The 22828-nt window shown below is 61.0% G+C and carries 24 protein-coding genes and 2 pseudogenes; 11 read left to right on the forward strand and 15 right to left on the reverse strand.

The features are described from left to right. Positions 1 to 43 precede the first annotated feature (43 nt). The 5 genes from GUY40_RS05370 to dadA form a co-directional block, all read right to left on the reverse strand. Positions 44 to 469, reverse strand: coding sequence for a cytochrome c5 family protein (locus tag GUY40_RS05370; RefSeq protein ID WP_371924716.1), 426 nt, complete (start codon positions 467 to 469; stop codon positions 44 to 46). A gap of 147 nt (positions 470 to 616) precedes the next feature. Then, positions 617 to 1165: a cupin domain-containing protein gene (locus tag GUY40_RS05375; protein WP_166567905.1), complete on the reverse strand. Its 549-nt coding sequence runs from the start codon at positions 1163 to 1165 to the stop codon at positions 617 to 619. Positions 1166 to 1293: 128 nt separating this feature from the next. Further along, entirely contained in the window at positions 1294 to 2367 is a 1074-nt protein-coding gene (gene alr, locus GUY40_RS05380; protein WP_166567906.1) for an alanine racemase, read from the reverse strand. A gap of 92 nt (positions 2368 to 2459) precedes the next feature. Continuing rightward, on the reverse strand, positions 2460 to 2813 hold the full coding sequence (locus GUY40_RS05385) for a RidA family protein (protein WP_166567907.1): 354 nt from the start codon (positions 2811 to 2813) through the stop codon (positions 2460 to 2462). Next, on the reverse strand, positions 2788 to 4086 hold the full coding sequence (dadA, locus tag GUY40_RS05390) for a D-amino acid dehydrogenase (RefSeq protein ID WP_166567908.1): 1299 nt from the start codon (positions 4084 to 4086) through the stop codon (positions 2788 to 2790). Before dadA ends, GUY40_RS05385 begins: the two co-directional genes overlap by 26 nt. A 155-nt stretch (positions 4087 to 4241) precedes the next feature. Here dadA and dadR point away from each other — a divergent pair, with 155 nt between their 5' ends. Then, positions 4242 to 4730, forward strand: a complete 489-nt coding sequence (gene dadR, locus GUY40_RS05395; RefSeq protein ID WP_008366790.1) for a transcriptional regulator DadR — start codon at positions 4242 to 4244, stop codon at positions 4728 to 4730. A 3-nt stretch (positions 4731 to 4733) separates the two neighbouring features. On the opposite strand, the gene GUY40_RS05400 is transcribed toward dadR, so the two are convergent. Beyond that, on the reverse strand, positions 4734 to 5087 hold the full coding sequence (locus GUY40_RS05400; RefSeq protein WP_166567994.1) for a YkgJ family cysteine cluster protein: 354 nt from the start codon (positions 5085 to 5087) through the stop codon (positions 4734 to 4736). Positions 5088 to 5403: 316 nt separating this feature from the next. Here GUY40_RS05400 and GUY40_RS05405 point away from each other — a divergent pair, with 316 nt between their 5' ends. Further along, on the forward strand, positions 5404 to 6714 hold the full coding sequence (locus GUY40_RS05405) for an FAD-binding oxidoreductase (protein ID WP_166567909.1): 1311 nt from the start codon (positions 5404 to 5406) through the stop codon (positions 6712 to 6714). Here GUY40_RS05405 and GUY40_RS05410 read toward each other — a convergent pair. After that, positions 6711 to 6938 (reverse strand): DUF1127 domain-containing protein, encoded by a 228-nt coding sequence (locus GUY40_RS05410; RefSeq protein WP_166567910.1) that lies wholly within the window; start codon positions 6936 to 6938, stop codon positions 6711 to 6713. The genes GUY40_RS05405 and GUY40_RS05410 overlap by 4 nt on opposite strands. 172 nt (positions 6939 to 7110) lie before the next feature. Here GUY40_RS05410 and GUY40_RS05415 point away from each other — a divergent pair. Both GUY40_RS05415 and GUY40_RS05420 read left to right on the forward strand, forming a co-directional pair. Next, positions 7111 to 7383 (forward strand): annotated as a pseudogene (locus GUY40_RS05415) (aminotransferase class I/II-fold pyridoxal phosphate-dependent enzyme); the annotation flags it as partial. 88 nt (positions 7384 to 7471) lie between these two features. Then, positions 7472 to 8989, forward strand: coding sequence for a phospholipase D family protein (locus tag GUY40_RS05420; protein ID WP_371924717.1), 1518 nt, complete (start codon positions 7472 to 7474; stop codon positions 8987 to 8989). Here GUY40_RS05420 and GUY40_RS05425 read toward each other — a convergent pair. Beyond that, positions 8986 to 10128 carry an MFS transporter gene (locus GUY40_RS05425; RefSeq protein WP_166567912.1) on the reverse strand — a complete coding sequence of 381 codons (1143 nt, stop codon included), beginning with the start codon at positions 10126 to 10128 and terminating at the stop codon, positions 8986 to 8988. The genes GUY40_RS05420 and GUY40_RS05425 overlap by 4 nt on opposite strands. Before the next feature lie 117 nt (positions 10129 to 10245). Beyond that, complete coding sequence (locus GUY40_RS05430) at positions 10246 to 11739, reverse strand: aldehyde dehydrogenase (protein ID WP_166567913.1); 1494 nt, start codon at positions 11737 to 11739, stop codon at positions 10246 to 10248. Positions 11740 to 11937: 198 nt separating this feature from the next. On the opposite strand from GUY40_RS05430, the gene GUY40_RS05435 reads away from it, so the two are divergent. Next, entirely contained in the window at positions 11938 to 12315 is a 378-nt protein-coding gene (locus GUY40_RS05435) for a cupin domain-containing protein (RefSeq protein WP_166567914.1), read from the forward strand. 238 nt (positions 12316 to 12553) lie between these two features. On the opposite strand, the gene rpmG is transcribed toward GUY40_RS05435, so the two are convergent. Both rpmG and rpmB read right to left on the reverse strand, forming a co-directional pair. Further along, positions 12554 to 12709: a 50S ribosomal protein L33 gene (gene rpmG / locus GUY40_RS05440; protein ID WP_010225867.1), complete on the reverse strand. Its 156-nt coding sequence runs from the start codon at positions 12707 to 12709 to the stop codon at positions 12554 to 12556. Between the two features lie 11 nt (positions 12710 to 12720). After that, positions 12721 to 12957 (reverse strand): 50S ribosomal protein L28, encoded by a 237-nt coding sequence (gene rpmB / locus GUY40_RS05445; protein ID WP_166567915.1) that lies wholly within the window; start codon positions 12955 to 12957, stop codon positions 12721 to 12723. A 378-nt stretch (positions 12958 to 13335) separates the two neighbouring features. On the opposite strand from rpmB, the gene GUY40_RS05450 reads away from it, so the two are divergent. Beyond that, complete coding sequence (locus tag GUY40_RS05450; protein ID WP_166567916.1) at positions 13336 to 14925, forward strand: ABC transporter substrate-binding protein; 1590 nt, start codon at positions 13336 to 13338, stop codon at positions 14923 to 14925. On the opposite strand, the gene radC is transcribed toward GUY40_RS05450, so the two are convergent. After that, positions 14922 to 15596: a DNA repair protein RadC gene (gene radC, locus GUY40_RS05455; RefSeq protein ID WP_166567917.1), complete on the reverse strand. Its 675-nt coding sequence runs from the start codon at positions 15594 to 15596 to the stop codon at positions 14922 to 14924. The genes GUY40_RS05450 and radC overlap by 4 nt on opposite strands. A gap of 137 nt (positions 15597 to 15733) precedes the next feature. On the opposite strand from radC, the gene coaBC reads away from it, so the two are divergent. The 4 genes and pseudogenes from coaBC to argB all read left to right on the forward strand — a co-directional run bounded on the left by coaBC (position 15734) and on the right by argB (position 19959). Further along, positions 15734 to 16942, forward strand: coding sequence for a bifunctional phosphopantothenoylcysteine decarboxylase/phosphopantothenate--cysteine ligase CoaBC (gene coaBC / locus GUY40_RS05460; protein ID WP_166567918.1), 1209 nt, complete (start codon positions 15734 to 15736; stop codon positions 16940 to 16942). A 6-nt stretch (positions 16943 to 16948) separates the two neighbouring features. After that, the gene (gene dut / locus GUY40_RS05465; protein WP_166567919.1) at positions 16949 to 17404 is read left to right on the forward strand and encodes a dUTP diphosphatase; all 456 of its coding nucleotides are present in this window, start codon (positions 16949 to 16951) and stop codon (positions 17402 to 17404) included. A 175-nt stretch (positions 17405 to 17579) separates the two neighbouring features. Further along, a pseudogene (locus tag GUY40_RS05470) lies at positions 17580 to 19028 on the forward strand (phosphomannomutase/phosphoglucomutase); the annotation flags it as partial. Positions 19029 to 19053: 25 nt separating this feature from the next. After that, positions 19054 to 19959: an acetylglutamate kinase gene (argB, locus tag GUY40_RS05475; RefSeq protein ID WP_166567921.1), complete on the forward strand. Its 906-nt coding sequence runs from the start codon at positions 19054 to 19056 to the stop codon at positions 19957 to 19959. Between the two features lie 165 nt (positions 19960 to 20124). Here argB and pyrE read toward each other — a convergent pair whose 3' ends face one another. Continuing rightward, the gene (pyrE, locus tag GUY40_RS05480) at positions 20125 to 20766 is read right to left on the reverse strand and encodes an orotate phosphoribosyltransferase (RefSeq protein WP_166567922.1); all 642 of its coding nucleotides are present in this window, start codon (positions 20764 to 20766) and stop codon (positions 20125 to 20127) included. Between the two features lie 81 nt (positions 20767 to 20847). On the opposite strand from pyrE, the gene GUY40_RS05485 reads away from it, so the two are divergent. Continuing rightward, on the forward strand, positions 20848 to 21627 hold the full coding sequence (locus GUY40_RS05485; RefSeq protein WP_166567923.1) for an exodeoxyribonuclease III: 780 nt from the start codon (positions 20848 to 20850) through the stop codon (positions 21625 to 21627). A gap of 56 nt (positions 21628 to 21683) precedes the next feature. Here the strand turns inward: GUY40_RS05485 and GUY40_RS05490 are convergent, their stop codons facing one another. Together GUY40_RS05490 and rph are read right to left on the reverse strand one after the other, a co-directional pair. Next, positions 21684 to 22052, reverse strand: a complete 369-nt coding sequence (locus GUY40_RS05490) for a DUF4870 domain-containing protein (RefSeq protein WP_166567924.1) — start codon at positions 22050 to 22052, stop codon at positions 21684 to 21686. A 22-nt stretch (positions 22053 to 22074) separates the two neighbouring features. Next, a complete protein-coding gene (gene rph, locus GUY40_RS05495; protein WP_166567925.1) occupies positions 22075 to 22797 on the reverse strand; it encodes a ribonuclease PH in 723 nt (240 codons plus the stop codon). Between the last annotated feature and the right edge of the window lie 31 nt (positions 22798 to 22828).

The raw sequence follows: 22828 nt of genomic DNA on the forward strand, positions 1-22828 counted from the left end.
CTCCCAATCGTCGTGTGCGCATCAGGATGCCCTTACAAGCTTATTACAGCCCCGACATTTTCTTGATTGCGCCCTTGAGCTCTTCATCCGAGCAATCGGCGCAGGTGCCTTTAGGCGGCATCGCATTGACGCCGGTGATGGCCTTGGCCAGGATGCCATCCAGACCACCCTGGTGGTCGGCGCGCGCTTTCCAGGCGGCGGCGTCACCGATCTTCGGTGCACCCAGCAGGCCAGTGGCGTGGCAAGCGTTGCAGTGTTTGGCAATGATGTCGTCCGGGGTCTTGGCACCACCGCCACCGCTTGCGCTGGCAGTGACTTCCATCCCTTTGCATTCCTTGCCTTGTACGCAGACTTGACCGACCGGCTCCAGCCGTTTGGCGATCTCGTCGTTGGTTGTAGCCTGTGCGCTCACAGCCCATAGGGCCAATACGACTGCTGGTGCGGCCAGCATATTCTTGATTAGATTCACGCGTACACCCTCATGGTGGCTGTTCACGCCCGCGGCCACGGAATCGCAGGCGGCGCAAGTATAACGACAACCCTGCCCCACTGAAACAACCCTATAGTCGCAGGGGGAATTCCCCGGTACAACCGTCCATTCGGGCGTCTGTACTCCCTAGAAATTCGCAGGTGTGGCCGCGCTGATCAAACGCGCCGGCACATCGTACGGATTGCGGAAGCGGTGAGGCTTGGTACTTTCAAAGTAGTAGCTATCGCCAGCTTCGAGTATGAACGTTTCCAACCCAACCACCAGTTCGAGGCGGCCTTCGAGCAGGATTCCGGTCTCTTCACCCTCGTGGGTGAGCATTTCTTCGCCGGTGTCGGCGCCAGGCGGGTAGATTTCATTGAGGAACGCGATGGCCCGGCTCGGGTGTGCCTTGCCGACCAGTTTCATGGTCACGGCGCCATCGGAGATGTCGATCAGTTCGTTGGCCTTGTAGACGATCTGGGTCGGGTTTTCAGGTTGCAGTTCTTCGGAGAAGAACTCGACCATGGACATTGGAATACCGCTGAGCACCTTGCGCAGGGAGCTGATCGAGGGGCTGACGCTGTTCTTCTCGATCATCGAGATGGTGCTGTTGGTGACGCCCGCACGCTTGGCGAGCTCACGCTGGGAGAGACCCTTGAGTCTTCGAATGGCTTGAAGTCGTTCCCCGACGTCCAATGCTGGAGCCTCCTGAGGTGCGGAATAGGTCGAAATTGAACGTTATCATCGCAACAGCGTTCAGTATTTACAACACTTCGACCCACACCCCACCTCATCCAGCCGTCGGCAGCCGCCATGGCCTGCCGCTAGCGGCCGGAATAGAGCATCGGCACCCGGCGCAAGTTGCAGAAGATCTGATACGGAATGGTGCCGGCCTTGAGTGCGACATCACTGGCCAGCACGTTCTTGCCCCATAACTCTACCGTGCTGCCCAGGCCTGCCTGCGGCACGTCCGTCAGATCAATACAGAGCATGTCCATCGACACCCGGCCCAGCAGCTGGCTGCGCTGGCCTGCGACCATGACCGGTGTACCGGTCGGTGCCAGCCGCGGATACCCGTCGGCATAACCCATGGCGACCACGCCGATCCGGCTTGGCCGCTGGGTGACGAACCGGGCCCCGTAGCCCACCGCTTCACCAGCAGGCAGTTCGCGCACGCTGATGACTTTCGATTCAAGCGTCATCACCGGCTGCAGGCGTGACGCCTCGGTTTGTTCTTCCTCGAAAGGGGTGGCGCCGTAGAGCATGATGCCCGGGCGTACCCAGTCGCTGGGAATGTTGGGCCAGCCGAGCACGGCCGGGGAGTTGCGCAAGCTGACTTCCGCGACTAGGCCCTGGCGCGCCGCCTCGAATACCGCAACCTGATCGTTGCTGGTGTTGCAGTTCAGCTCATCGGCGCGGGCGAAGTGGCTCATCAAGACGATTTTGGCGACCTTGCCACTGGCCAGCAAACGCTGGTAACCGGCCTGGTAATCCTTGGGGTGCAAGCCAACCCGATGCATGCCCGAGTCCAGCTTGAGCCAGACGGTCAGCGGCTTGCGCAGGCTGGCCTGCTCAATCGCCTCCAACTGCCACAGCGAGTGCACCACACACCAGAAATCGTGTTCGACAATCAGCTCAAGCTCAGCGGCTTCAAAGAAGCCTTCGAGCAACAGAACCGGGGCCTTGATACCCGCCGCCCGCAATTCGAGCGCCTCTTCTATGCAGGCGACGGCGAAACCGTCCGCCTCCGGCTCCAACGCCTGGGCACAGTGGACGGCGCCATGCCCATAGGCATCGGCCTTGATCACGGCCAAGGCTTTGGCCCCGGAGAGTTCACGGGCAAGACGGTAGTTGTGACGCAGCGCTTCAAGATCGATCAGGGCACGGGCAGGACGCATGACGGCAGTCTTCTAGGCGGGCTGTTGAAAGAAAAAACCCGGCGCCAAATCGCGGCTTGTGGGCCGCGAGCGGCGCCGGGCGGGGATACGACTTATGGCAGAGCAGCGACGACCGACAGCTCGACCAGGATTTCCGGTTCGCACAGCTTGGCTTCAACGGTCGCGCGAGCCGGTGCGACACCTTTTGGCAACCACTGGTCCCAGACGGAGTTCATGCCTTGGAAGTGGGCATCAACGTCCTTCAGGTAAATGGTCACCGACAGCAGACGGGTCTTGTCAGTACCCGCCAGGTCCAGCAAACGCTCGATGTTGGCCAGCGTTTCGCGGGTTTGCTGCTCGATGCCCGCGTTCATGTCGTCGCCCACCTGGCCGGCAAGGTAAACGGTGCCGCCGTGAACGACGATCTGGCTCATCCGCTCGTTAGTGAGCTGGCGCTGGATTGACATGTTTTGCAGTCTCCTGGTTTTTACCGTAGCGAGAAATATCGAGGCCCTCAGCGCTGATCTGTGGCTTTCTCCGTGCCATCAAATCAGCCAGCAGGCGACCGGAGCCGCACGCCATGGTCCAGCCGAGCGTACCGTGACCGGTGTTGAGGAACAGGTTGCGGAACGGCGTGGCACCCACGATCGGCGTGCCGTCCGGAGTCGTCGGACGCAAGCCGGTCCAGAAACTGGCCTGGCTCAAGTCACCGCCTTGAGGATAGAGATCGTTGACGATCATCTCCAGGGTTTCACGCCGACGCGGGTTGAGCGACAGGTCAAAACCGGCGATTTCAGCCATGCCGCCGACCCGAATGCGGTTGTCGAAGCGGGTGATGGCGACCTTGTAGGATTCGTCGAGGATGGTCGAAGTCGGTGCCATGGCCGGGTTGGTGATCGGCACGGTCAGCGAGTACCCCTTGAGCGGGTATACCGGTGCCTTGATGCCCAGCGGCTTGAGCAGCTGCGGTGAGTAGCTGCCCAACGCCAGCACGTAACGGTCCGCGGTTTCCAGCTTGCCGTTGATCCATACGCCATTGACCCGGTCACCGGCGAAGTCCAGACGCTCGATGTTCTGGCCAAAGCGGAATTCAACGCCCAGCTGCACGGCCATTTCGGCCAGCCTGGTGGTGAACATCTGGCAGTCGCCGGTCTGGTCGTTCGGCAGGCGCAGGGCACCGGCCAGAATGTCGGTGACATTGCCCAGGGCCGGCTCGACGCGGGCGATGCCGGCGCGGTCGAGTAGTTCATACGGCACGCCGGACTGCTCCAGCACGGCGATGTCCTTGGCGGCGTTATCCAGTTGCGCCTGGGTGCGGAACAGCTGGGTAGTGCCCAGTGTACGACCTTCATAGGCGATGCCGGTTTCGGCGCGCAGCTCATCGAGGCAGTCGCGGCTGTACTCGGACAGGCGAACCATGCGCTCCTTGTTCACCGCATACCGATTGGCGGTGCAGTTGCGCAGCATTTGCGCCATCCACAGGTATTGATCGATGTTGGCCGTGGCCTTGATCGCGAGAGGAGCATGGCGCTCCAGCAGCCATTTGATTGCCTTGAGCGGCACGCCCGGTGCCGCCCATGGCGAGGCATAGCCCGGCGAGACCTGACCGGCGTTGGCAAAACTGGTTTCCATGGCCACGGCCGGTTGGCGGTCGACCACAACGACTTCAAACCCCTGCCGCGCCAGATAATAGGCACTGGCGGTCCCGATTACACCGCTCCCAAGCACCAGAACTCGCATGATCAATCCCTCAACGCGGCTAACCGCTGACATTTGTTGTGTTTAGCGAAGATGGGCGCAGTATAAAAACTCAAGGCCAGTGCTTTTCACTATATAAAAGCCTATATTTGGCGAGAATTCTCGGCATCAAAGGCTTTTACGGAGCGGCATCCACTATGAGAACCCAGCACCAAAGCAAACGCGAGCTGGACAAGATCGATCGTAATATCCTGCGGATCCTGCAGGCCGATGGGCGTATTTCGTTTACCGAGCTTGGAGAAAAGGTCGGCCTGTCGACCACGCCCTGCACCGAGCGGGTTCGGCGGCTGGAGCGCGAGGGCATCATCATGGGCTACAACGCCCGGCTTAATCCGCAGCACCTCAAAGGCAGCCTGCTGGTGTTCGTCGAGATCAGCCTGGACTACAAGTCCGGCGACACCTTTGAAGAATTTCGCCGCGCCGTGCTGAAACTGCCGCACGTGCTGGAGTGCCACCTGGTGTCGGGCGACTTCGATTACCTGGTCAAGGCGCGGATTTCCGAGATGGCCTCGTACCGCAAGCTGTTGGGCGACATCCTGCTCAAGCTGCCGCACGTGCGCGAATCGAAGAGCTACATCGTCATGGAAGAAGTGAAGGAGAGTCTGAACCTGCCGATTCCGGATTGAGGTTCAGACCAGCACCTGGCGGGTGCTGGCGATGTAGTGATGGACGAGCTTTTCCGCCTGCGGGTCGATCATGACCTCAGGGCCACGGCCGCGCGGGCACGGCAAGCGCGGCGTGGTCCCGAACAGCCGGCAGATCAGCGGGCGCTCGTCATACACCGTGCAGCCCTGGGGCCCCAAGTGCACACAGTTCAGCTCATCCAGCGCGGCCTCCTGCTCGGCAGCCGTCTTTCTTGGCAAGCGGGCCATTTCTTCTGACGAGGTGGTCACCGGGCCGCAGCAATCGTGACAGCCTGGGACGCATTCGAATGAAGGAATCTGCTCGCGCAGAAAGCGGATCTTGTGGCTGTTGCAACTCATGAAAAAGGCCGGGCAGTGATCGATGGGGGAAGTTTGACGCATGCACGCCCCGTTTAAAAGTTGCGTAGGAGATTCTATGGTTGACTGCTTTTTTTATGTAGGAGCCGAGCTTGCTCGCGATAAGGACGCCGCGGTTTTACAGGTATTGCGCGTCATCGTTCATCGCGGGCAAGCCCGGCTCCTACATCTAGATCAAAAGCACCACGCTCAATATCGGCATGAATGGAGATGGGTGTAGCAGAGCAGCGATTGCCTGTCAGCAGAGGTGCGGCTTATGCTGCGTCAAGTTTTCCACACACCCATCAGGATCCTGCATATGAACGCCCGCGTTCAGAAGCCCGCCCCCGCCTCGCACACCGCCTCCTATTACGCTGCCAGCAGTGCTCCGCAACCGGACCACCCGACCTTGCAGGGCGAGGTGAATGCCGATGTGTGCGTGGTCGGCGGCGGCTTCTCGGGGCTCAATACCGCCATTGAACTGGCCGAGCGCGGCTTCTCGGTGGTGTTGCTTGAATCGAACAGGATCGGCTGGGGCGCAAGCGGGCGCAACGGCGGGCAGCTGATTCGCGGGGTGGGCCATGGGCTTGATCAGTTTGCGCCTGTCATCGGTACAGAAGGCGTGCGCCAGCTCAAGTTACTGGGGCTCGAAGCGGTCGAGATTGTCCGCCGAAGGGTTGCGCAGCACGGCATTGACTGCGACCTGACCTGGGGTTACTGCGATTTGGCAAACAAACCGGCCGATCTGGCTGGCTTTGCCGAAGATGCCGAAGCACTGCGCGACCTGGGCTATCGCCATGAGTTGCGTCTGCTGCAACCTTCAGAGATGCATCAAGTGGTGGGCTCGGACCGCTATGTCGGCGGCCTGATCGACATGGGCTCAGGCCATTTGCATCCGCTCAATCTGGCGCTGGGCGAAGCGCGCGTAGCGGCAGAGCTTGGAGTGAAGCTGTTCGAACAATCAGCCGTCACCCGCATCGACTATGGCCCGCAGGTGCGGGTGCACACCGCCCAGGGTTCGGTGCGCGCCAACACCCTGGTACTGGCCTGCAATGCCTACCTCAACGACCTGAACCCGGAACTGAGCGGCAAGGTTTTACCGGCGGGCAGCTACATCATCGCCACCGAACCGCTCAGCGAAGCGCGCGCGCGGCAGCTGCTGCCGCAGAACATGGCGGTCTGCGACCAGCGAGTAGCGCTCGATTACTATCGCCTGTCAGCGGACCGGCGGCTGCTGTTTGGCGGCGCTTGCCATTATTCCGGGCGCGATCCGTCGGATATCGCCGCTTACATGCGGCCGAAGATGCTCAAGGTCTTCCCGCAGCTGGCTGACGTGCGCATCGATTACCAGTGGGGCGGCATGATCGGCATCGGCGCCAACCGCCTGCCGCAAATCGGCCGCCTGAAGGACCAGCCCAATGTGTATTACGCCCAGGCCTATTCCGGCCATGGCGTGAACGCCACACACCTGGCGGGCCAACTGCTGGCCGAAGCCATCGCCGGCCAGCACAGCACTGGCTTCGATCTGTTCGCCAAGGTGCCACACATCACCTTCCCCGGCGGCAAACACCTGCGCTCGCCGCTGCTGGCGCTTGGCATGCTCTGGCACCGCCTCAAAGAACTGGTTTAGCAACGCCAGAACGGCTTGAGCCCCTCTTCACGCGCCTGGGTGGGGCTCAGGCCAATATCGCGCAGCTGATCGCGATCGAGCTCCAGCAATTCACGACGGGTTCGCCAGCGGTGGTACATCAGGCCCCAGCCTTTCAAGCCGGCGGGCGCGCTGAACACGCAGGGGCCCTGCTGCTCCAGTTCCTGGCTATGTAACCCCAGTCGCACATCGCTCATGCCGCTCATGTCTTCCTCTCCTCGAAGTCGCGTTGACCACGAGGAAAAGCATGCGCCCGGGGCAGAAACCGTTACAGATGCAAACAATTTGAAATTGTTCCATACAGATGGATAAATTCGCCGACTGAATCCTGTATTTTTGCCTCAACTGTATGGGTCCAAGGATGTGGTGCAGCTGGGCCGCTACTTTCCCGCCGGTACCCGCGCCAGTCGGCCGCAAGGCGGCTTCATGCTGTGGATCGAATTGCCGGAAGGTTTCGATACGCTGCGCCTGAATCGGGCTTTACTGGAACAAGGCGTACAGATCGCGGTGGGCAGTATTTTCTCGGCATCAGGCAAATACCGAAATTGCCTGCGCATGAACTTCGCCTCGCAAGTCACCCGTGAGATCGAGGAAGCCGTGCGCAAGGTCGGGGCCACCGCGACGCAATTGCTCGGCGAACTCGACGGCTGATGCGGTAACTTTCGAGCTTTCTGAACGGTCGATATGTTCAAGCCCTGCGCCAGAGGAAACGCCTTTGAGAATCAGTCGGGTCCTGCCAATGCTGCTACTCCTGGCCCTGGTCGGCTGCGCCTCCGTCAACGTGCCGCGCGAAACCAGTCAGGCGCTGCCAGCCAGCCAGTCGGCGCTGGGGCGCTCGATCCAGGCCGAGGCCGCCCGCCATGAAGACAAGTCCGGCTTTCGCTTGCTGCCCAACAGCAGCGAAGCCTTCAGGGCCCGAGCGGAGCTGATTCGCAATGCCCAGATCAGCATCGATTTGCAGTACTACATCGTCCACGACGGCCTGAGCACCCGCGCGCTGGTGCATGAACTGCTGATCGCTGCCGATCGCGGTGTACGCGTGCGTATTCTGCTCGACGACACCGCCAGCGATGGGCTGGAGGACGTCATGGCCACCCTCGCCGCCCACCCGAACATCCAGCTGCGGGTCTTCAACCCGCTCCATTTGGGCCGCAGCACAGGGGTGACCCGCACGATGGGCAGGCTGTTCAACCTGTCGCAGCAACACCGGCGCATGCACAACAAACTCTGGCTGGTGGATAACAGCCTCGCGATCGTCGGCGGGCGAAATCTGGGCGACGCCTATTTCGATGCCGAATCGAACCTGAACTTCACCGATATCGACCTGCTCAGCGTCGGGCCAGTGGCCGAACAGCTCGGGCACAGTTTCGACCAGTATTGGAACAGCGCGCTGAGCCGGCCGATTGGCGATTTCCTGTACCGCCAACCGACGCAACAGGACTTGCTCGAAACCCGAAAGCGCCTTGAGCAATCACTGGCCGAGGCCAAGGTCCAGCGCAAGGCACTGTATGACCGGCTGATGGCCTATCAGACCAAGCCGCAGCTGAGCGTCTGGCGCCAGGAGCTGATCTGGGCCCACAACCAGGCGCTGTGGGACGCCCCAAGCAAGGTGTTGGCGAAGGGCGAACCCGACCCGCACTTGCTGTTGACCACGCAGTTGGAGACGCAACTGCGCACGGTCAATCAGGAACTGATCCTGATTTCTGCCTATTTCGTACCCCGTGATGAGGGCCTGCTGTACTTGACCAGCCGCGCCGATGCCGGAGTCGAAATCAGGCTGCTGACCAATTCACTGGAAGCGACCGATGTGCCGGCCGTCCACGGCGGCTATGCTCCCTACCGCAAAGCGCTGCTCAAGCATGGGGTGCGGCTGTTCGAACTGCGCCGACAGCCGGGCGCCTCCAGCGGCGGCAGTGCGCCTGGCAGCTCCGATTCCAGCCTGCACAGCAAGGCAATCATCTTCGACCGCCAGAATGCCTTTGTCGGCTCATTCAATTTCGACCCCCGCTCACTACTCTGGAACACTGAAGTGGGCGTATTGGTCGATAGCCCGGAACTGGCCAGCTATTTACGCGAACTTGCCCTGGAAGGTATGGCGCCCTCTTTGAGCTATGAGGCCAAGCTGAAGGCAGGCCAGGTGGTCTGGGTGACCGAAGACGATCACCAGCTCCATACCGTGCAAACCGAACCGGGCGGTGCCTGGCGACGCTTCAATGCCTGGATCAGCAAGGCCGTGGGCCTTGAGAAGATGCTCTAGGTCGCAGCCACCACGCCAAAGGCATCGCGTCGACGCGCCAGCAACACCAGACCCAGCGCACCCGCGGCCATAAACCAGAGCAAGGCATGGCCGTTGACCCACTGGCTGCCAGCACCAGCCGCCAACGGACCGATCAGGCAGCCCACACCCCACAGCTGAGCCACGTGCGCATTGGCACGGACCAGTGCGTCATCGCGAAAGCGCTCGCCAATCAACACCAGCGACAAGGTAAACAGCCCACCCGCGCTGGCCCCGAACAGCACCCACAACGGCCAGATCAGTAGCGTGTGCAGCAACAGCGGAATGGCCAGGCTCGACAGCAACAAGGTAATCGCGCAGCCAAAAAACAGCGTGCGCCGCGACATCCGGTCGGCCAGTGCGCCAATCGGCAGTTGCAACAAGGCATCGCCGACCACGACGGTGCCGACCATGTACAAGGCGGTTTGCTCGCTGAAGCCCTGCTGCAGGCAGTACACCGGCAACAGCGTCAGAATCATCGCCTCGAACGCTGCAAACAAGGCAATGGCCCAGGCAATCACCGGCAAGCGACGGCAGAAGCCGGCCAATTCGCTCAAGGTCACGCTACAGGCATCGCTGGCCGGCGCTCCGCCGCGCCCGAGCAGCAACACGGGTGATGTCACCAGTAAACCGACGCCGATCCAGAAACCCAGGTCGTCGTCGGCCCCCACGGCCCCCAGCAACAGTGGCCCGGCCAGCTGGCTCAGGGCATAGCTGCTGCCATACAGCGCTACCAGACGACCACGCCACTGCTCGACCACCAGTTGGTTGATCCAGCTTTCACCCAGAATGAAGACAATGGTCAGGATGACCCCGATCAGCAAGCGCAGCACCAGCCAGACCGGGTAACTGGGCAACAGCCCCAGCAAGCCGATGGACAAGGCCCCCGCCCACAGGCACAAGCGCATCAATGCCGGCGTGCCGAAGTGCGCGGCCAGTCGGCTCGACACCTTGGCACCGAGCAACACGCCCAGCGCTGGCATGGCCGCCATGACACCAATGGCAAACGAGCCATAGCCCCAGCTTTCCAGGCGCAATGACACCAACGGCATGCTGACGCCAAGCGCCAGCCCCACGCTCAAGACAGCGGCCAGCACGGCGAAATAAGTACCCCAACGCATGTTCACACTCCAGTGAATAAGCCGCTGAAGCAACACAGCCGGGCCTCCCGAAGGAGCGCCCGGCTGTGCGGCAGAATCAAAAGTCCGGCGCCGCCAGGCTGGCGGTGCCGGCAAGGTTTACAGCTTGATCCAGGTCGCTTTCAGCTCGGTGTATTTGTCGAAAGCATGCAGCGACTTGTCACGGCCGTTGCCCGATTGCTTGAACCCCCCGAACGGCGCGGTCATGTCGCCTCCGTCGTACTGGTTGACCCAGACGCTACCGGCGCGCAGCGCCTTGGCCGTCAGGTGAGCCTTGGAGATATCCGACGTCCAGATACCCGCAGCCAGACCGTAGGGAGTGTCGTTGGCGATCTCGATCGCTTCCTTGACGCTGTCGAAGGCAATGACCGAGAGCACTGGGCCAAAGATTTCTTCCCGGGCGATTTTCATGGCATTGCTGACGCCATCGAAGATGGTCGGTTCCACGTAGGTGCCACCGGTTTCCTGCAGGGTGCGCTTGCCGCCCGCCAGCAGTTTGGCGCCCTCGCTGTGGCCGGCCTCGATGTAGGACAGCACGGTGTTCATCTGCTGGGTGTCCACCAGCGCACCGACGGTGGTGGCTGGGTCCAGTGGGTTGCCCGGCTTCCAGGCCTTGAGGGCTTCGATCACCAGCGGCAGGAACTTGTCCTTGATCGAGCGCTCGACCAGCAGGCGCGAGCCCGCGGTGCAGACTTCGCCCTGGTTGAAGGCAATGGCGCTGGCAGCGGCCTCGGCAGCCGCTTGCAGGTCCGGTGCGTCGGCAAAGACGATGTTCGGGCTCTTGCCGCCGGCTTCCAGCCAGACACGCTTCATGTTCGATTCACCGGCATAGATCATCAGTTGCTTGGCGATCTTGGTGGAGCCGGTGAACACCAGGGTATCAACGTCCATATGCAAGGCCAGAGCCTTGCCAACGGTGTGGCCATAGCCTGGCAGCACGTTCAGCACACCGGCCGGGATGCCGGCCTCGATTGCCAACTGGGCGATACGAATCGCCGTCAGTGGGGATTTTTCCGAAGGCTTGAGGATCACCGAGTTACCGGTGGACAACGCCGGGCCGAGCTTCCAGCAAGACATCAGCAACGGGAAGTTCCACGGCACTATGGCCGCCACCACGCCCACGGCTTCGCGCGTCACCAGGCCGAGCTGGTTATGCGGGGTCGCCGCCACTTCATCGTAGATCTTGTCGATCGCCTCGCCGCTCCAGCTCAGCGCCTGGGCTGCGCCCGGCACGTCGATGTTCAGCGAGTCATTGATGGGTTTGCCCATGTCCAGGGTTTCGAGCAGTGCCAGTTCCTGTGCGTGCTGACGCAAGAGGCCTGCGAAACGAATCATGGTGGTTTTGCGTTTGGTCGGTGCCAGACGCGACCAGGCGCCGGAATTGAAGGTAGCGCGGGCGTTCTCGACGGCGCGCTGGGCGTCGGCGGCATCGCAACTGGCGATTTTCGCCAGGAGGCGGCCGTCAACCGGGCTGATGCACTCGAATGTCTCGTTCGACACAGCGGCGGTGTATTCACCGTTGATGAAAGCACGGCCTTCGATCTTCAGTTCCCGGGCGCGTTGCTCCCAGTCCGCACGAGTCAGGGTGGTCATACGAATCTCCTCCTCTTGTTTGATGGCAACGCCGCGAGAGGGTCTCGACGGCGAAGTCGAAAATTCTGCCCGAGCGAGCATCAGCCAAGGGCACCCGTCACCCTAAACCACCGACCGAGGAATTATCAATATATTTGACATATCCGAAGCAAACGCCTACTCATGTGCGTTTTATTAAACAAACCGGGGAGCCAGCGTATGAACATCAATCAGATCATCGATTTCAGCCAAGCCGCCACTCAAGCCGAACGCTATCGTCCGGCTGCGGAAAAAGTGCTCGCTGGCGACCCGGAACAAACGGTCTTTCACCATTACAGCAGCCCGTGCGGCCAGTTTGGCGCAGGCGTATGGGAAGGTGAAAAAGGCCATTGGACGGTCAATTACACCGAGCACGAATACTGCGAAATCGTGCAGGGCGTTTCAGTGCTGCGTGACCATGAGGGCAACGCCAAGACCCTGCGCGCCGGTGACCGTTTTGTAATCCCCGCGGGCTTTCGTGGCACTTGGGAGGTGCTGGAGACCTGCCGCAAGATTTATGTGATGTTCGAGCCAAAGGTCCAGGTGACGGCCGAGTAACTATGTAGCGCAGACCGGACGTATCACCCGGCCTTACGGCGCAGGCCATATGGCGACAAAGGACCTGCGCATAGAACGCCTTAACCTGTGCGTGGATGATGACAACGTGGTTGAGCGCATCACCTTCGGTTGATTCACTCAGCGCTTTTTCACCAGGCACAAAAAAGCCCAACCTTGCGGTTGGGCTTTTTTGTTGGCGCTCGGCCCCCGAAGGGGCCTCACGCTGAAACCGGATCAATTACTTGATTTTGGCTTCTTTGTAGATCACGTGCTTGCGAACAACCGGATCGAATTTTTTGATTTCGATTTTGTCCGGAGTGGTGCGCTTGTTCTTGTCGGTGGTGTAGAAGTGGCCAGTATTGGCAGTCGACACCAGACGGATCAATTCACGCATGATTCTCTCCCTTAAACCTTGGCGCCGTTACGGCGAATTTCGGCCAGCACGACATCAATGCCGCGCTTGTCGATGATACGCATACCTTTAGCAGATACGCGCAGACGCACGAAACGCTTCTCGGATTCGACCCAGAAGCGGTGATGCTGCAGGTTCGGCAGGAAACGACGACGGGTTTTGTTATTTGCGTGGGAAATGTTATTCCCGGTTACCGGACCCTTACCGGTAACTTGACAGACTCTCGACATGCCTCAGCCCTCTAAAACCACATGCCCAACCCGGCATGGGTTGGCCGCTTAATCTCTCAGTCAATTTGGCGCCAGGCGCCGCGTTTCTTCAGGGTCTTACCGGATGCACCAACAGGTACACGAACCGGGCCCCTAGAAAAGAGCGCTGCTTTATACCAGAAAGACCTGCCCGCAACAACACTCGGTGCACTTTGTCTTTCTCCACGGTTGCCGATTCATGGCGCAGGAGCTGCTGCCATGGGGCCGGGAGACAGCGTGACCACTCGTCGTCGCGTAAGGCAAAATGGGGATGGTCATTTCTGTAACAGATCACTAGGGTAAGGACTTTACCAGACTGCGCCGGCAGATGGACCTTCGACCCGCAAAGGAATTTCAACCATGCGTCTTGCGATGTTGCCATTGTTACTCGCCCCTCTGCTCGTCCCCGCGCAGGTCTTCGCAGCCGCCTTGAGCGTCTGCACCGAAGCCAGCCCCGAAGGATTCGACGTGGTCCAGTACAACTCGCTGACCACCACCAACGCCTCGGCCGACGTGCTGATGAACCGTCTGGTGGACTTCGATGCCCGGCAAGGCACGCTCAAGCCGAGCCTGGCCGACAGCTGGGAAGTGTCCACCGACGGCCTGACTTACCTGTTCAAGCTGCACCCGGACGTCAAATTCCACAGCACCGCCTGGTTCAAGCCCAAGCGTCCCCTCGACGCCCGCGACGTGGTGTTCAGCTTTCAGCGCATGCTCGACCCGGCCAACCCCTGGCACAAGGTCGCCCAAAGCGGCTTCCCGCATGCCCAGTCGATGCAGTTGACCACCCTGATCAAGCAAGTGGACGCCACCGACCCGCTGACCGTGCGCTTTACCCTCAATCGCCCGGACTCGACCTTCCTGGCAACCCTGAGCATGGGCTTTGCCTCCATCTATTCGGCCGAATACGCCGAACAACTGCTCGATGCCGGCAAGCCGGAAAAGCTCAACGCCCAGCCGATCGGAACCGGCCCGTTCATTTTCAGCCGTTACCAGAAAGACGCCGTGGTGCGCTACAAGGCCAACCCGGACTACTTTGCCGGCAAGCCATCGGTTGACCCATTGATCTTCGCCATCACCCCGGACGCCAACGTGCGCCTGCAAAAACTGCGCAGCAACGAATGCCAGATCGCCCTGTCGCCCAAGCCACTGGACATTGCGGCCGCAGGCCAGGACCCGACGCTCAAGGTGGAAAAGACTGAAGCCTTCATGACCGCGTTTCTGGGAATCAACGCCCAGCACCCGCCGCTGGACAAGCCTGAGGTCCGCCAGGCCATCAACCTCGCCTTCGACAAGCCCAACTACCTCAAGGCAGTATTCGAAGGCACTGCCGAGGCCGCCAGCGGCCCCTACCCACCGAACACCTGGAGCTACGCCAAAGAGCTGCCCGGCTACGCCTACGACCCCGACAAGGCCCGCGCACTGCTGGCCAAGGCCGGCCTGAAAGACGGCTTCAGCACCACCATTTGGACGCGCCCCTCCAGCAGCCTGCTCAACCCCAACCCGAGCCTGGGCGCACAGCTTTTGCAGGCGGATCTGGCCAAGGTCGGGATCAAGGCCGAGATTCGCGTGATCGAATGGGGCGAGCTGATTCGCCGCGCCAAGGCCGGCGAACATGACCTGCTGTTCATGGGCTGGGCCGGCGATAACGGCGACCCGGACAACTTCCTGACCCCGCAGTTTTCCTGTGCGGCGGTGGAGTCCGGCACCAACTTCGCTCGCTACTGCGACCAAGGCCTGGACAAGCTGATCAGCGCCGCCAAAACCACGGGCGAACAAGGCGTGCGCACCAAGCTCTATCAAGAGGCGCAGAGCAAGATCCAGCAACAGGCACTCTGGCTGCCCCTCGCGCACCCCACCGCCGCGGTGCTGATGCGCAAGGGCGTGCAGGGTTATGAAGTCAGCCCCTTCGGCCGCCAGGATTTCTCGAAGGTCACGGTTACGCCTTAAAGCCAGCCATATTCGGCCATCGACAGGGGCTCGCCTTCACCGACGATGAAATGGTCGAGCACCCTGACATCAATCAGCTCCAGTGACTGTTGAAGCTGCCGGGTCAACGCCCGGTCAGCCTGGCTGGGCTCGCACACCCCCGATGGGTGGTTGTGACAGAGGATCAGCGCCGCGGCATTGTGCGCCAGGGCACGCTTGACCACCTGACGCGGGTGCACGCTGGCGCCGGCGATGGTGCCGCGAAAGAGGATCTCGAAAGCCACCACCCGATGTTTGGAATCGAGAAACAGGCAACCGAATGCCTCATGGGGCTCATGGCGCAATTGGGCTTTTAGAAAGTCCCGAACCGCCTGCGGACTCTCCAGCGCGGACTCGCGCCGCAAACGCTCAGCCAGATGCCGCCTGGCCATCTCCAGCACAGCCTGCAGTTGGGCAAACTTGGCAGGCCCAAGCCCCAGATGCGCGCTGAACGCTGGAAGGTCGGCCTCCAGCAAGGCGCGCAGACTGCCGAACTGGTCGAGCAGATGGCGCGCCAGGTCGACGGCACTTCGGCCACTGACGCCGGTGCGCAAGAAAATGGCCAGTAACTCGGCATCGGACAAACTCGCAGCCCCACGCTCCAGCAGCCGCTCCCGCGGCCGCTCCGCCGCAGGCCACTCACGAATACTCATAACACCTCCATGTGTACGGTTGGGCGCCGCTGTTCCGTAGCAAGCGCTGTGCTATCTTAGCCCATCTTTTTTTCGCGACATCCGGTGTGGGAAGGCACCAGTGTCGTTGTGTAAACACTGAACAAAAAGGCAGGCCTATGCAGCGGCTGTATCGTAAGCGCATCGTTCTCGGCGTCGGCGGCGGCATTGCCGCCTACAAGAGCGCCGAGCTGGTTCGCCGACTCCTTGAGCACGGCGCTGAAGTGCGCGTGGTAATGACCCGTGGCGGCAGTGAATTCATCACCCCGTTGACCATGCAGGCCCTGTCCGGCCACCCGGTCCACATGGACCTGCTCGACCCTGCCGCCGAAGCGGCCATGGGGCATATCGAGCTGGCCAAATGGGCCGACCTGGTATTGATCGCACCCGCCACCGCCGACTTGATCGCGCGCCTGGCCCAGGGCATCGCCAATGACTTGCTGACCACCCTGGTGCTGGCCACCGATGCCACCGTCGCCCTGGCACCGGCCATGAACCAGGCCATGTGGCGCGACCCGGCCACCCAAGCCAACCTGGAACTGCTGCAAAGCCGCAAGTTCAAGGTGTTCGGCCCGGCGTCCGGCAGCCAGGCCTGCGGCGATGTGGGCCTTGGGCGCATGCTCGAAGCCACGGACCTGGCCGAATGCGCCGCCAGCTGCTTCCAGCACCAGCTTCTGACCGGCAAGCACGTGCTGATCACCGCCGGCCCGACCCAGGAAAACATTGACCCGGTGCGCTACATCACCAACCACAGCTCGGGGAAAATGGGCTTTGCCCTGGCCGAGGCTGCAGTCGAAGCAGGTGCGCGAGTCACCCTGGTCACAGGTCCCGTGCATCTGCCGACCCCGGACCGGGTCACGCGGATTGACGTGGTCAGTGCCCGTGACATGCTTGCGGCCTGTGAAGCAGCGATCCCCTGCGACGTCTTCATCGCCTCGGCAGCGGTGGCGGACTACCGTCCGGAAGTCGTTGCCCCGCAAAAACTCAAGAAAGACCCTACAACCGGCGACGGACTACTGCTGCAGATGGTGCGCAACCCGGATATTCTGGCCACCATCGCCACCCGCCCGGATCGTCCGTTCAGTGTCGGCTTTGCCGCCGAGACCGAACACCTGCTCGATTACGCCGCACGCAAACTGAAAGACAAAAACCTCGACCTGATTGTCGCCAACGATGTGGCCAACCCCAGCATCGGCTTCAACAGCGAGGAGAACGCCGTCAGCGTGATCGACCGCCAACTCAACGAAACACTCTTCGCCCAGACCAGCAAAGGCAAGATTGCCCGCCAGCTGATCGCTTTTATTGCCGACCGTCTCAATCAGGTTTAACGACACATGCACGCTCTACAAGCCAAGATCCTCGACCCCCGCATCGGCAACGAGTTTCCGCTGCCTCAGTACGCAACGTCCGGCTCTGCAGGCCTGGACCTGCGTGCCATGCTCAAAGAGGCAACGGTGCTCGAGCCCGGTCAGACGCTGCTGATCCCTACCGGCCTGTCGATTTATATCGGCGACCCGGGCCTGGCGGCCCTGATCCTGCCGCGCTCTGGCCTGGGCCATAAGCACGGCATCGTGCTGGGCAATCTGGTCGGCCTGATCGACTCCGATTACCAGGGCGAACTGATGGTGTCGTGCTGGAACCGTGGCCAGACAGCATTCACCATCGCCGTCGGCGAGCGCATTGCCCAACTGGTGTTGGTACCGGTGGTTCAGGCGCATTTCGACATCGTCGAGCAGTTCGACGAAAGCCAGCGTGGCGCCGGTGGCTTCGGACATTCCGGTAGCCATTGATCACGCTGCATGGCTCGCGGCGCGGGGGATACGGATCTGCCCTTCGCGCCCATTCGCGGCTGCTACCGACCATCGGAGCGGCTCGCCAGCGAACTCTAGGGCATAAATACCGTCCAAGCGTTCAGTTTGAGCCAGCTATCATCCGATGTACTCGCCTGATAATCAGGCGTGCGGCGACATCCAAGATGAAGTACAGCCCATTACGAATTCGGAGAATTCCTCGCATATGAACAGCATCGCATCCGCCGCCCCAACCATCCTGCAAAGCATTTTTCGTGCATACGACATCCGTGGCATCGTCGGCAAAACGCTGCACGCTGATGATGCCTACTGGATCGGCCGCGCCATTGGCGCGCAAAGCCTGGCCGAAGGCGAACCGAACGTTTCGGTCGGCCGTGATGGCCGCCTGTCCGGCCCGGAACTGGTCCAGCGCCTGATCGAAGGTATCCGCGATGCCGGCTGCCAGGTCAGCGACGTCGGCCTGGTGCCGACCCCGGCGCTCTACTACGCCGCCAACGTATTGGCCGGCAAATCCGGAGTGATGTTGACCGGCAGCCACAACCCGTCCGACTACAACGGGTTCAAGATCGTCATCGCCGGCGACACCCTGGCCAATGAGCAGATCCAGGCGCTGTATAACCGCATCGCCGAGAACCACCTGCCCACCGGTGAAGGCAGTGTCGAGAAAGTCGAGATCCTTGATCGCTACCACACGCACATCCGCAACGACATCAAGCTGGCCCGCAAGCTCAAGGTAGTGGTCGACTGCGGCAACGGCGCGGCCGGCGTGATCGCGCCGCAGCTGATCGAGGCGCTGGGCTGCGAGGTGATCCCGTTGTTCTGCGACGTCGATGGCAATTTCCCCAACCACCACCCGGACCCGGGCAAGCCGGAAAACCTTGAAGACCTGATCGCCAAGGTCAAGGAAACCAACGCTGACCTGGGCCTGGCCTTCGATGGCGACGGTGACCGCGTCGGTGTTGTCACCAACACCGGCAGCATTGTTTACCCTGACCGCCTGCTGATGCTGTTCGCCAAGGATGTGGTCGCCCGCAACCCGGGCGCCGAGATCATCTACGACGTCAAATGCACCCGTGGCCTGAAGGCGCTGATCGAGAGTTACGGCGGTCGTTCGCTGATGTGGAAGACCGGTCACTCGTTGATCAAGAAGAAAATGAAGCAAAGCGGTGCCTTGCTGGCCGGCGAAATGAGCGGGCATATCTTCTTCAAGGAGCGCTGGTTCGGCTTCGACGACGGCATCTACAGCGCTGCACGCCTGCTGGAGATCCTCGCCAAGAGCAAGGTAAGCGCCGAAGAGCTGTTCGCGGCCTTCCCGAACGATATTTCTACGCCGGAAATCAATATTGATGTGACCGACGAGACTAAATTCAGCATCATTGATGCCTTGCAACGCGATGCTCAATGGGGCGAAGCCAGCCTGACCACCATCGACGGTGTGCGGGTCGACTACCCCAACGGCTGGGGCCTGGTTCGCGCCTCCAATACCACCCCGGTACTGGTGCTGCGCTTCGAGGCTGATAACAAGGCCGAACTTGTGCGCATTCAGGACGTGTTCCACGCCCAATTGAAACGCGTTGCGCCTGACCTCCAACTACCGTTCTGATTGATTTGTTCCTCTGGAGCCCTGCATGACCCTCGAACACGATGCCGCCGCCAATGTCGCCAAGGTTTTGTCCGAAGCGCTGCCCTACATCCGCCGCTTCGTCGGCAAGACGCTGGTGATCAAATACGGCGGCAACGCTATGGAGAGCGAGGAGCTCAAGACTGGCTTCGCCCGTGACGTGGTGCTGATGAAAGCGGTCGGCATCAACCCGGTGGTGGTGCATGGCGGTGGCCCGCAAATCGGCGACCTGCTCAAGCGCCTGTCGATCGAGAGCCACTTCATCGATGGCATGCGCGTGACCGATGCGCAGACCATGGACGTGGTGGAAATGGTTCTCGGCGGCCAGGTGAACAAGTCCATCGTCAACCTGATCAACAGCCATGGCGGCAGCGCCATCGGCCTGACCGGCAAGGACGCCCAGTTGATCCGCGCGAAAAAGCTGTCCGTCACACGTCAGACGCCAGAGATGACCACGCCTGAAATCATCGACATCGGTCATGTGGGCGAAGTGGTCGGGGTCAATACCGACCTGCTGAACATGCTGGTCAAAGGCGACTTCATCCCGGTCATCGCACCGATTGGTGTCGGCGCCGATGGCGAGTCGTACAACATCAACGCCGACCTTGTGGCCGGCAAGGTCGCCGAAGCCCTCAAGGCCGAGAAGCTGATCCTGCTGACCAACATCGCAGGCCTGATGGACAAGCAAGGCCAGGTCCTCACCGGCCTGACCACCGAGCAAGTCAACGGCCTGATCGCCGACGGCACCATCTACGGCGGCATGCTGCCCAAGATTCGTTGCGCGCTGGAAGCGGTACAGGGCGGCGTTAACAGCTCGCACATCATCGACGGCCGCGTGCCGAATGCCGTGCTGCTGGAAATCTTCACCGACAGCGGTGTGGGTACGCTGATCAGCAACCGCAAGCGTCACTGATCCGCGCCAGAAATAAAAAAGGCTCTGCAAATGCAGGGCCTTTTTTTCGATTTGCTAACCACCCCTGTAGGAGCCGGGCTTGCCCGCGATGGGGCGCGCAGCGGCCCTAGGGTCTGCTTCGCAGCCCATCGCAGGCAAGCCTTGCTCCTACCGGCGTGAGTGCGATCAGATGCCGTATTGAGCCCGATAGGCTTCAACTGCCGGCAAGTGCTGCTTGAGCGCCGGATCATCGGCCAGGAATTCCAGCACCTGGTTCAGCGAAACGATACTGACCACCGGAATACCGAAGTCACGCTCGACTTCCTGGATCGCCGACAGCTCACCGTTGCCACGCTCCTGACGGTTGAGAGCGATCAACACACCGGCCGCCTTGGCGTTCTGACCCTGGATGATCTGCATCACCTCACGGATCGCGGTGCCCGCGGTGATCACGTCGTCGATGATCAACACATCACCGGCCAATGGTGCGCCGACCAGGCTACCGCCTTCGCCGTGAGCCTTGGCTTCCTTGCGGTTGAAGCACCAGGGCAGATCGCGATTGTGATGTTCGGCCAGGGCCACCGCCGTAGCGGCCGCCAGCGGGATGCCCTTGTAGGCCGGCCCGAACAGAACGTCGAAGGAAATACCGCTTTCAACAATCGCCGCAGCATAGAAACGCCCCAGCTGCGCCAGCGCCGAACCACTGTTAAACAGGCCGGCATTGAAGAAATACGGGCTGGTACGCCCTGATTTCAGGGTGAATTCACCGAAGCGCAGAACCCCACGATCGATGGCAAAACGAATGAAGTCGCGCTGATACGGCTGCATGAAAAAGTCCCGAATACCACGGATTTAGCTAATTAGGTAGAGCTCGGGTATCATACACGCACGAGATTTTTGGGGCCATTTATGCGGATCATCAGTGTGAACGTGAATGGTATTCAGGCTGCAGTCGAGCGTGGTTTGCTCAGTTGGCTGCAAGCCCAGAATGCCGACGTCATCTGCCTGCAGGACACCCGCGCCTCCGCCTTCGAACTGGACGATGCAGCCTTCCAACTGGATGGTTACTTCTTATACGCCTGCGATGCCGAAGTTCCCGCCCAGGGTGGCGTGGCACTTTACTCGCGGTTGCAGCCGAAGGCAGTCATCAGTGGTCTGGGCTTCGAAACAGCCGACCGCTACGGGCGCTACCTGCAGGCAGATTTCGACAAAGTCAGTATTGCGACCCTGCTGCTGCCATCAGGGATGAACGGAGATGAAGACTTGAACGGCAAGTTCAAGCTCATGGACGACTTCGCCAAATACCTGGACAAGCAGCGGCGTAAGCGTCGCGAGTACATCTACTGCGGCTCGCTCTACGTGGCGCAGCAGAAGCTCGACATCAAGAACTGGCGTGACAGCCAGCAGTCGCCGGGCTTCCTCGCCCCTGAGCGCGCCTGGATGGACGAGATTGTTGGCAACATGGGCTATGTCGACGCCTTGCGCGAAGTCAGCCGTGAAGGCGATCAGTACAGCTGGTGGCCAGACAACGAACAGGCCGAGATGCTCAACCTGGGCTGGCGTTTCGACTACCAGTTGCTGACCCCTGGCCTGCGCCGGTTCGTCCGCAGCGCTCGCCTGCCACGCCAGCCGCGCTTCTCCCAGCATGCGCCGCTGATCGTGGACTACGACTGGACGCTGACGATCTAGTCAGCCGACAGGCACAAAAAAGCCGACTGCGAAGTCGGCTTTTTTGCATCTGGTGATTATTTGATCAACCGCCAGGTGAACGGATAACGATACGGCTGGCCTTCATTGGCCTTGACCGCCGCAATGATCGCCAGGATACCCGCAGCGATCACCACCAGCCCCAGCAGCGCGAACCCCACCAGCACAAACATCAGCAGGAAATAGATCATCGACACGATCGCGACGGTGATCTGGAAGTTCAGCGCCTCCTTGCCCTGGGCGTCGACATAAGGATCAAGATCCTTTTTCAACTGCCAGACAATCAGCGGGCCAAGCAGGCTGCCAAAGGGAAACAGCAGACCGAAGAACGCTGCCAGGTGGCAGAACATCGCCCACTGACGCACTTTGGCGTTCGGGGTGGGCAAGGGAATCGGTTCGTCGCTCATGCGGTGCCCCCTTGCATTACGTTCAGTCGGCCAGCGACGCGTTCTGCAGTTCGAACAGATCGGTCATGCCTTTTTGCGCCAGTGCCAGCATCGCGTTCAGCTCGTGCGGCTGGAACGGCGCGCCTTCGGCGGTGCCCTGGACTTCGATGAAGCCACCGGTGCTGGTCATTACCACGTTCAGGTCGGTCTCGGCAGCAGAGTCTTCCAGGTAGTCCAGGTCAAGCACCGGCTCGCCCTGGTACATGCCGACGGACACCGCAGCGATCATCTGCTTGAGCGGGTCGCCCCCCTTCAAGCCACCACGCTTCTTGACCACGCGCAGGGCGTCGACCAGCGCGACCATGGAACCTGTGATCGACGCGGTACGGGTACCGCCATCGGCCTGGATAACGTCGCAATCGACGTACAGGGTGATGTCACCCAGCTTGCTCATGTCCAGCGCAGCGCGCAGGGAGCGGCCGATCAGGCGCTGGATTTCGAGGGTGCGGCCGCCTTGTTTGCCACGGCTGGCTTCACGCTGGTTACGCTCGCCAGTGGCGCGCGGAAGCATGCCGTACTCGGCGGTCAACCAACCCTGGCCCTGACCTTTCAGAAACCGCGGCACGCCGTTTTCAACGCTGACCGTGCAGACGACCTTGGTGTCACCGAACTCGACCAGTACGGACCCCTCGGCATGTTTGGTGTAGTTGCGGGTGATGCGGATCGAGCGGAGCTGATCGGCAGCGCGACCACTTGGACGTTTCATTTGGGGATACCTGTACTGGGGGGACACAAAT

The sequence above is a fragment of the Pseudomonas sp. R5(2019) genome (assembly GCF_009905435.1).
GTDB lineage: Bacteria > Pseudomonadota > Gammaproteobacteria > Pseudomonadales > Pseudomonadaceae > Aquipseudomonas.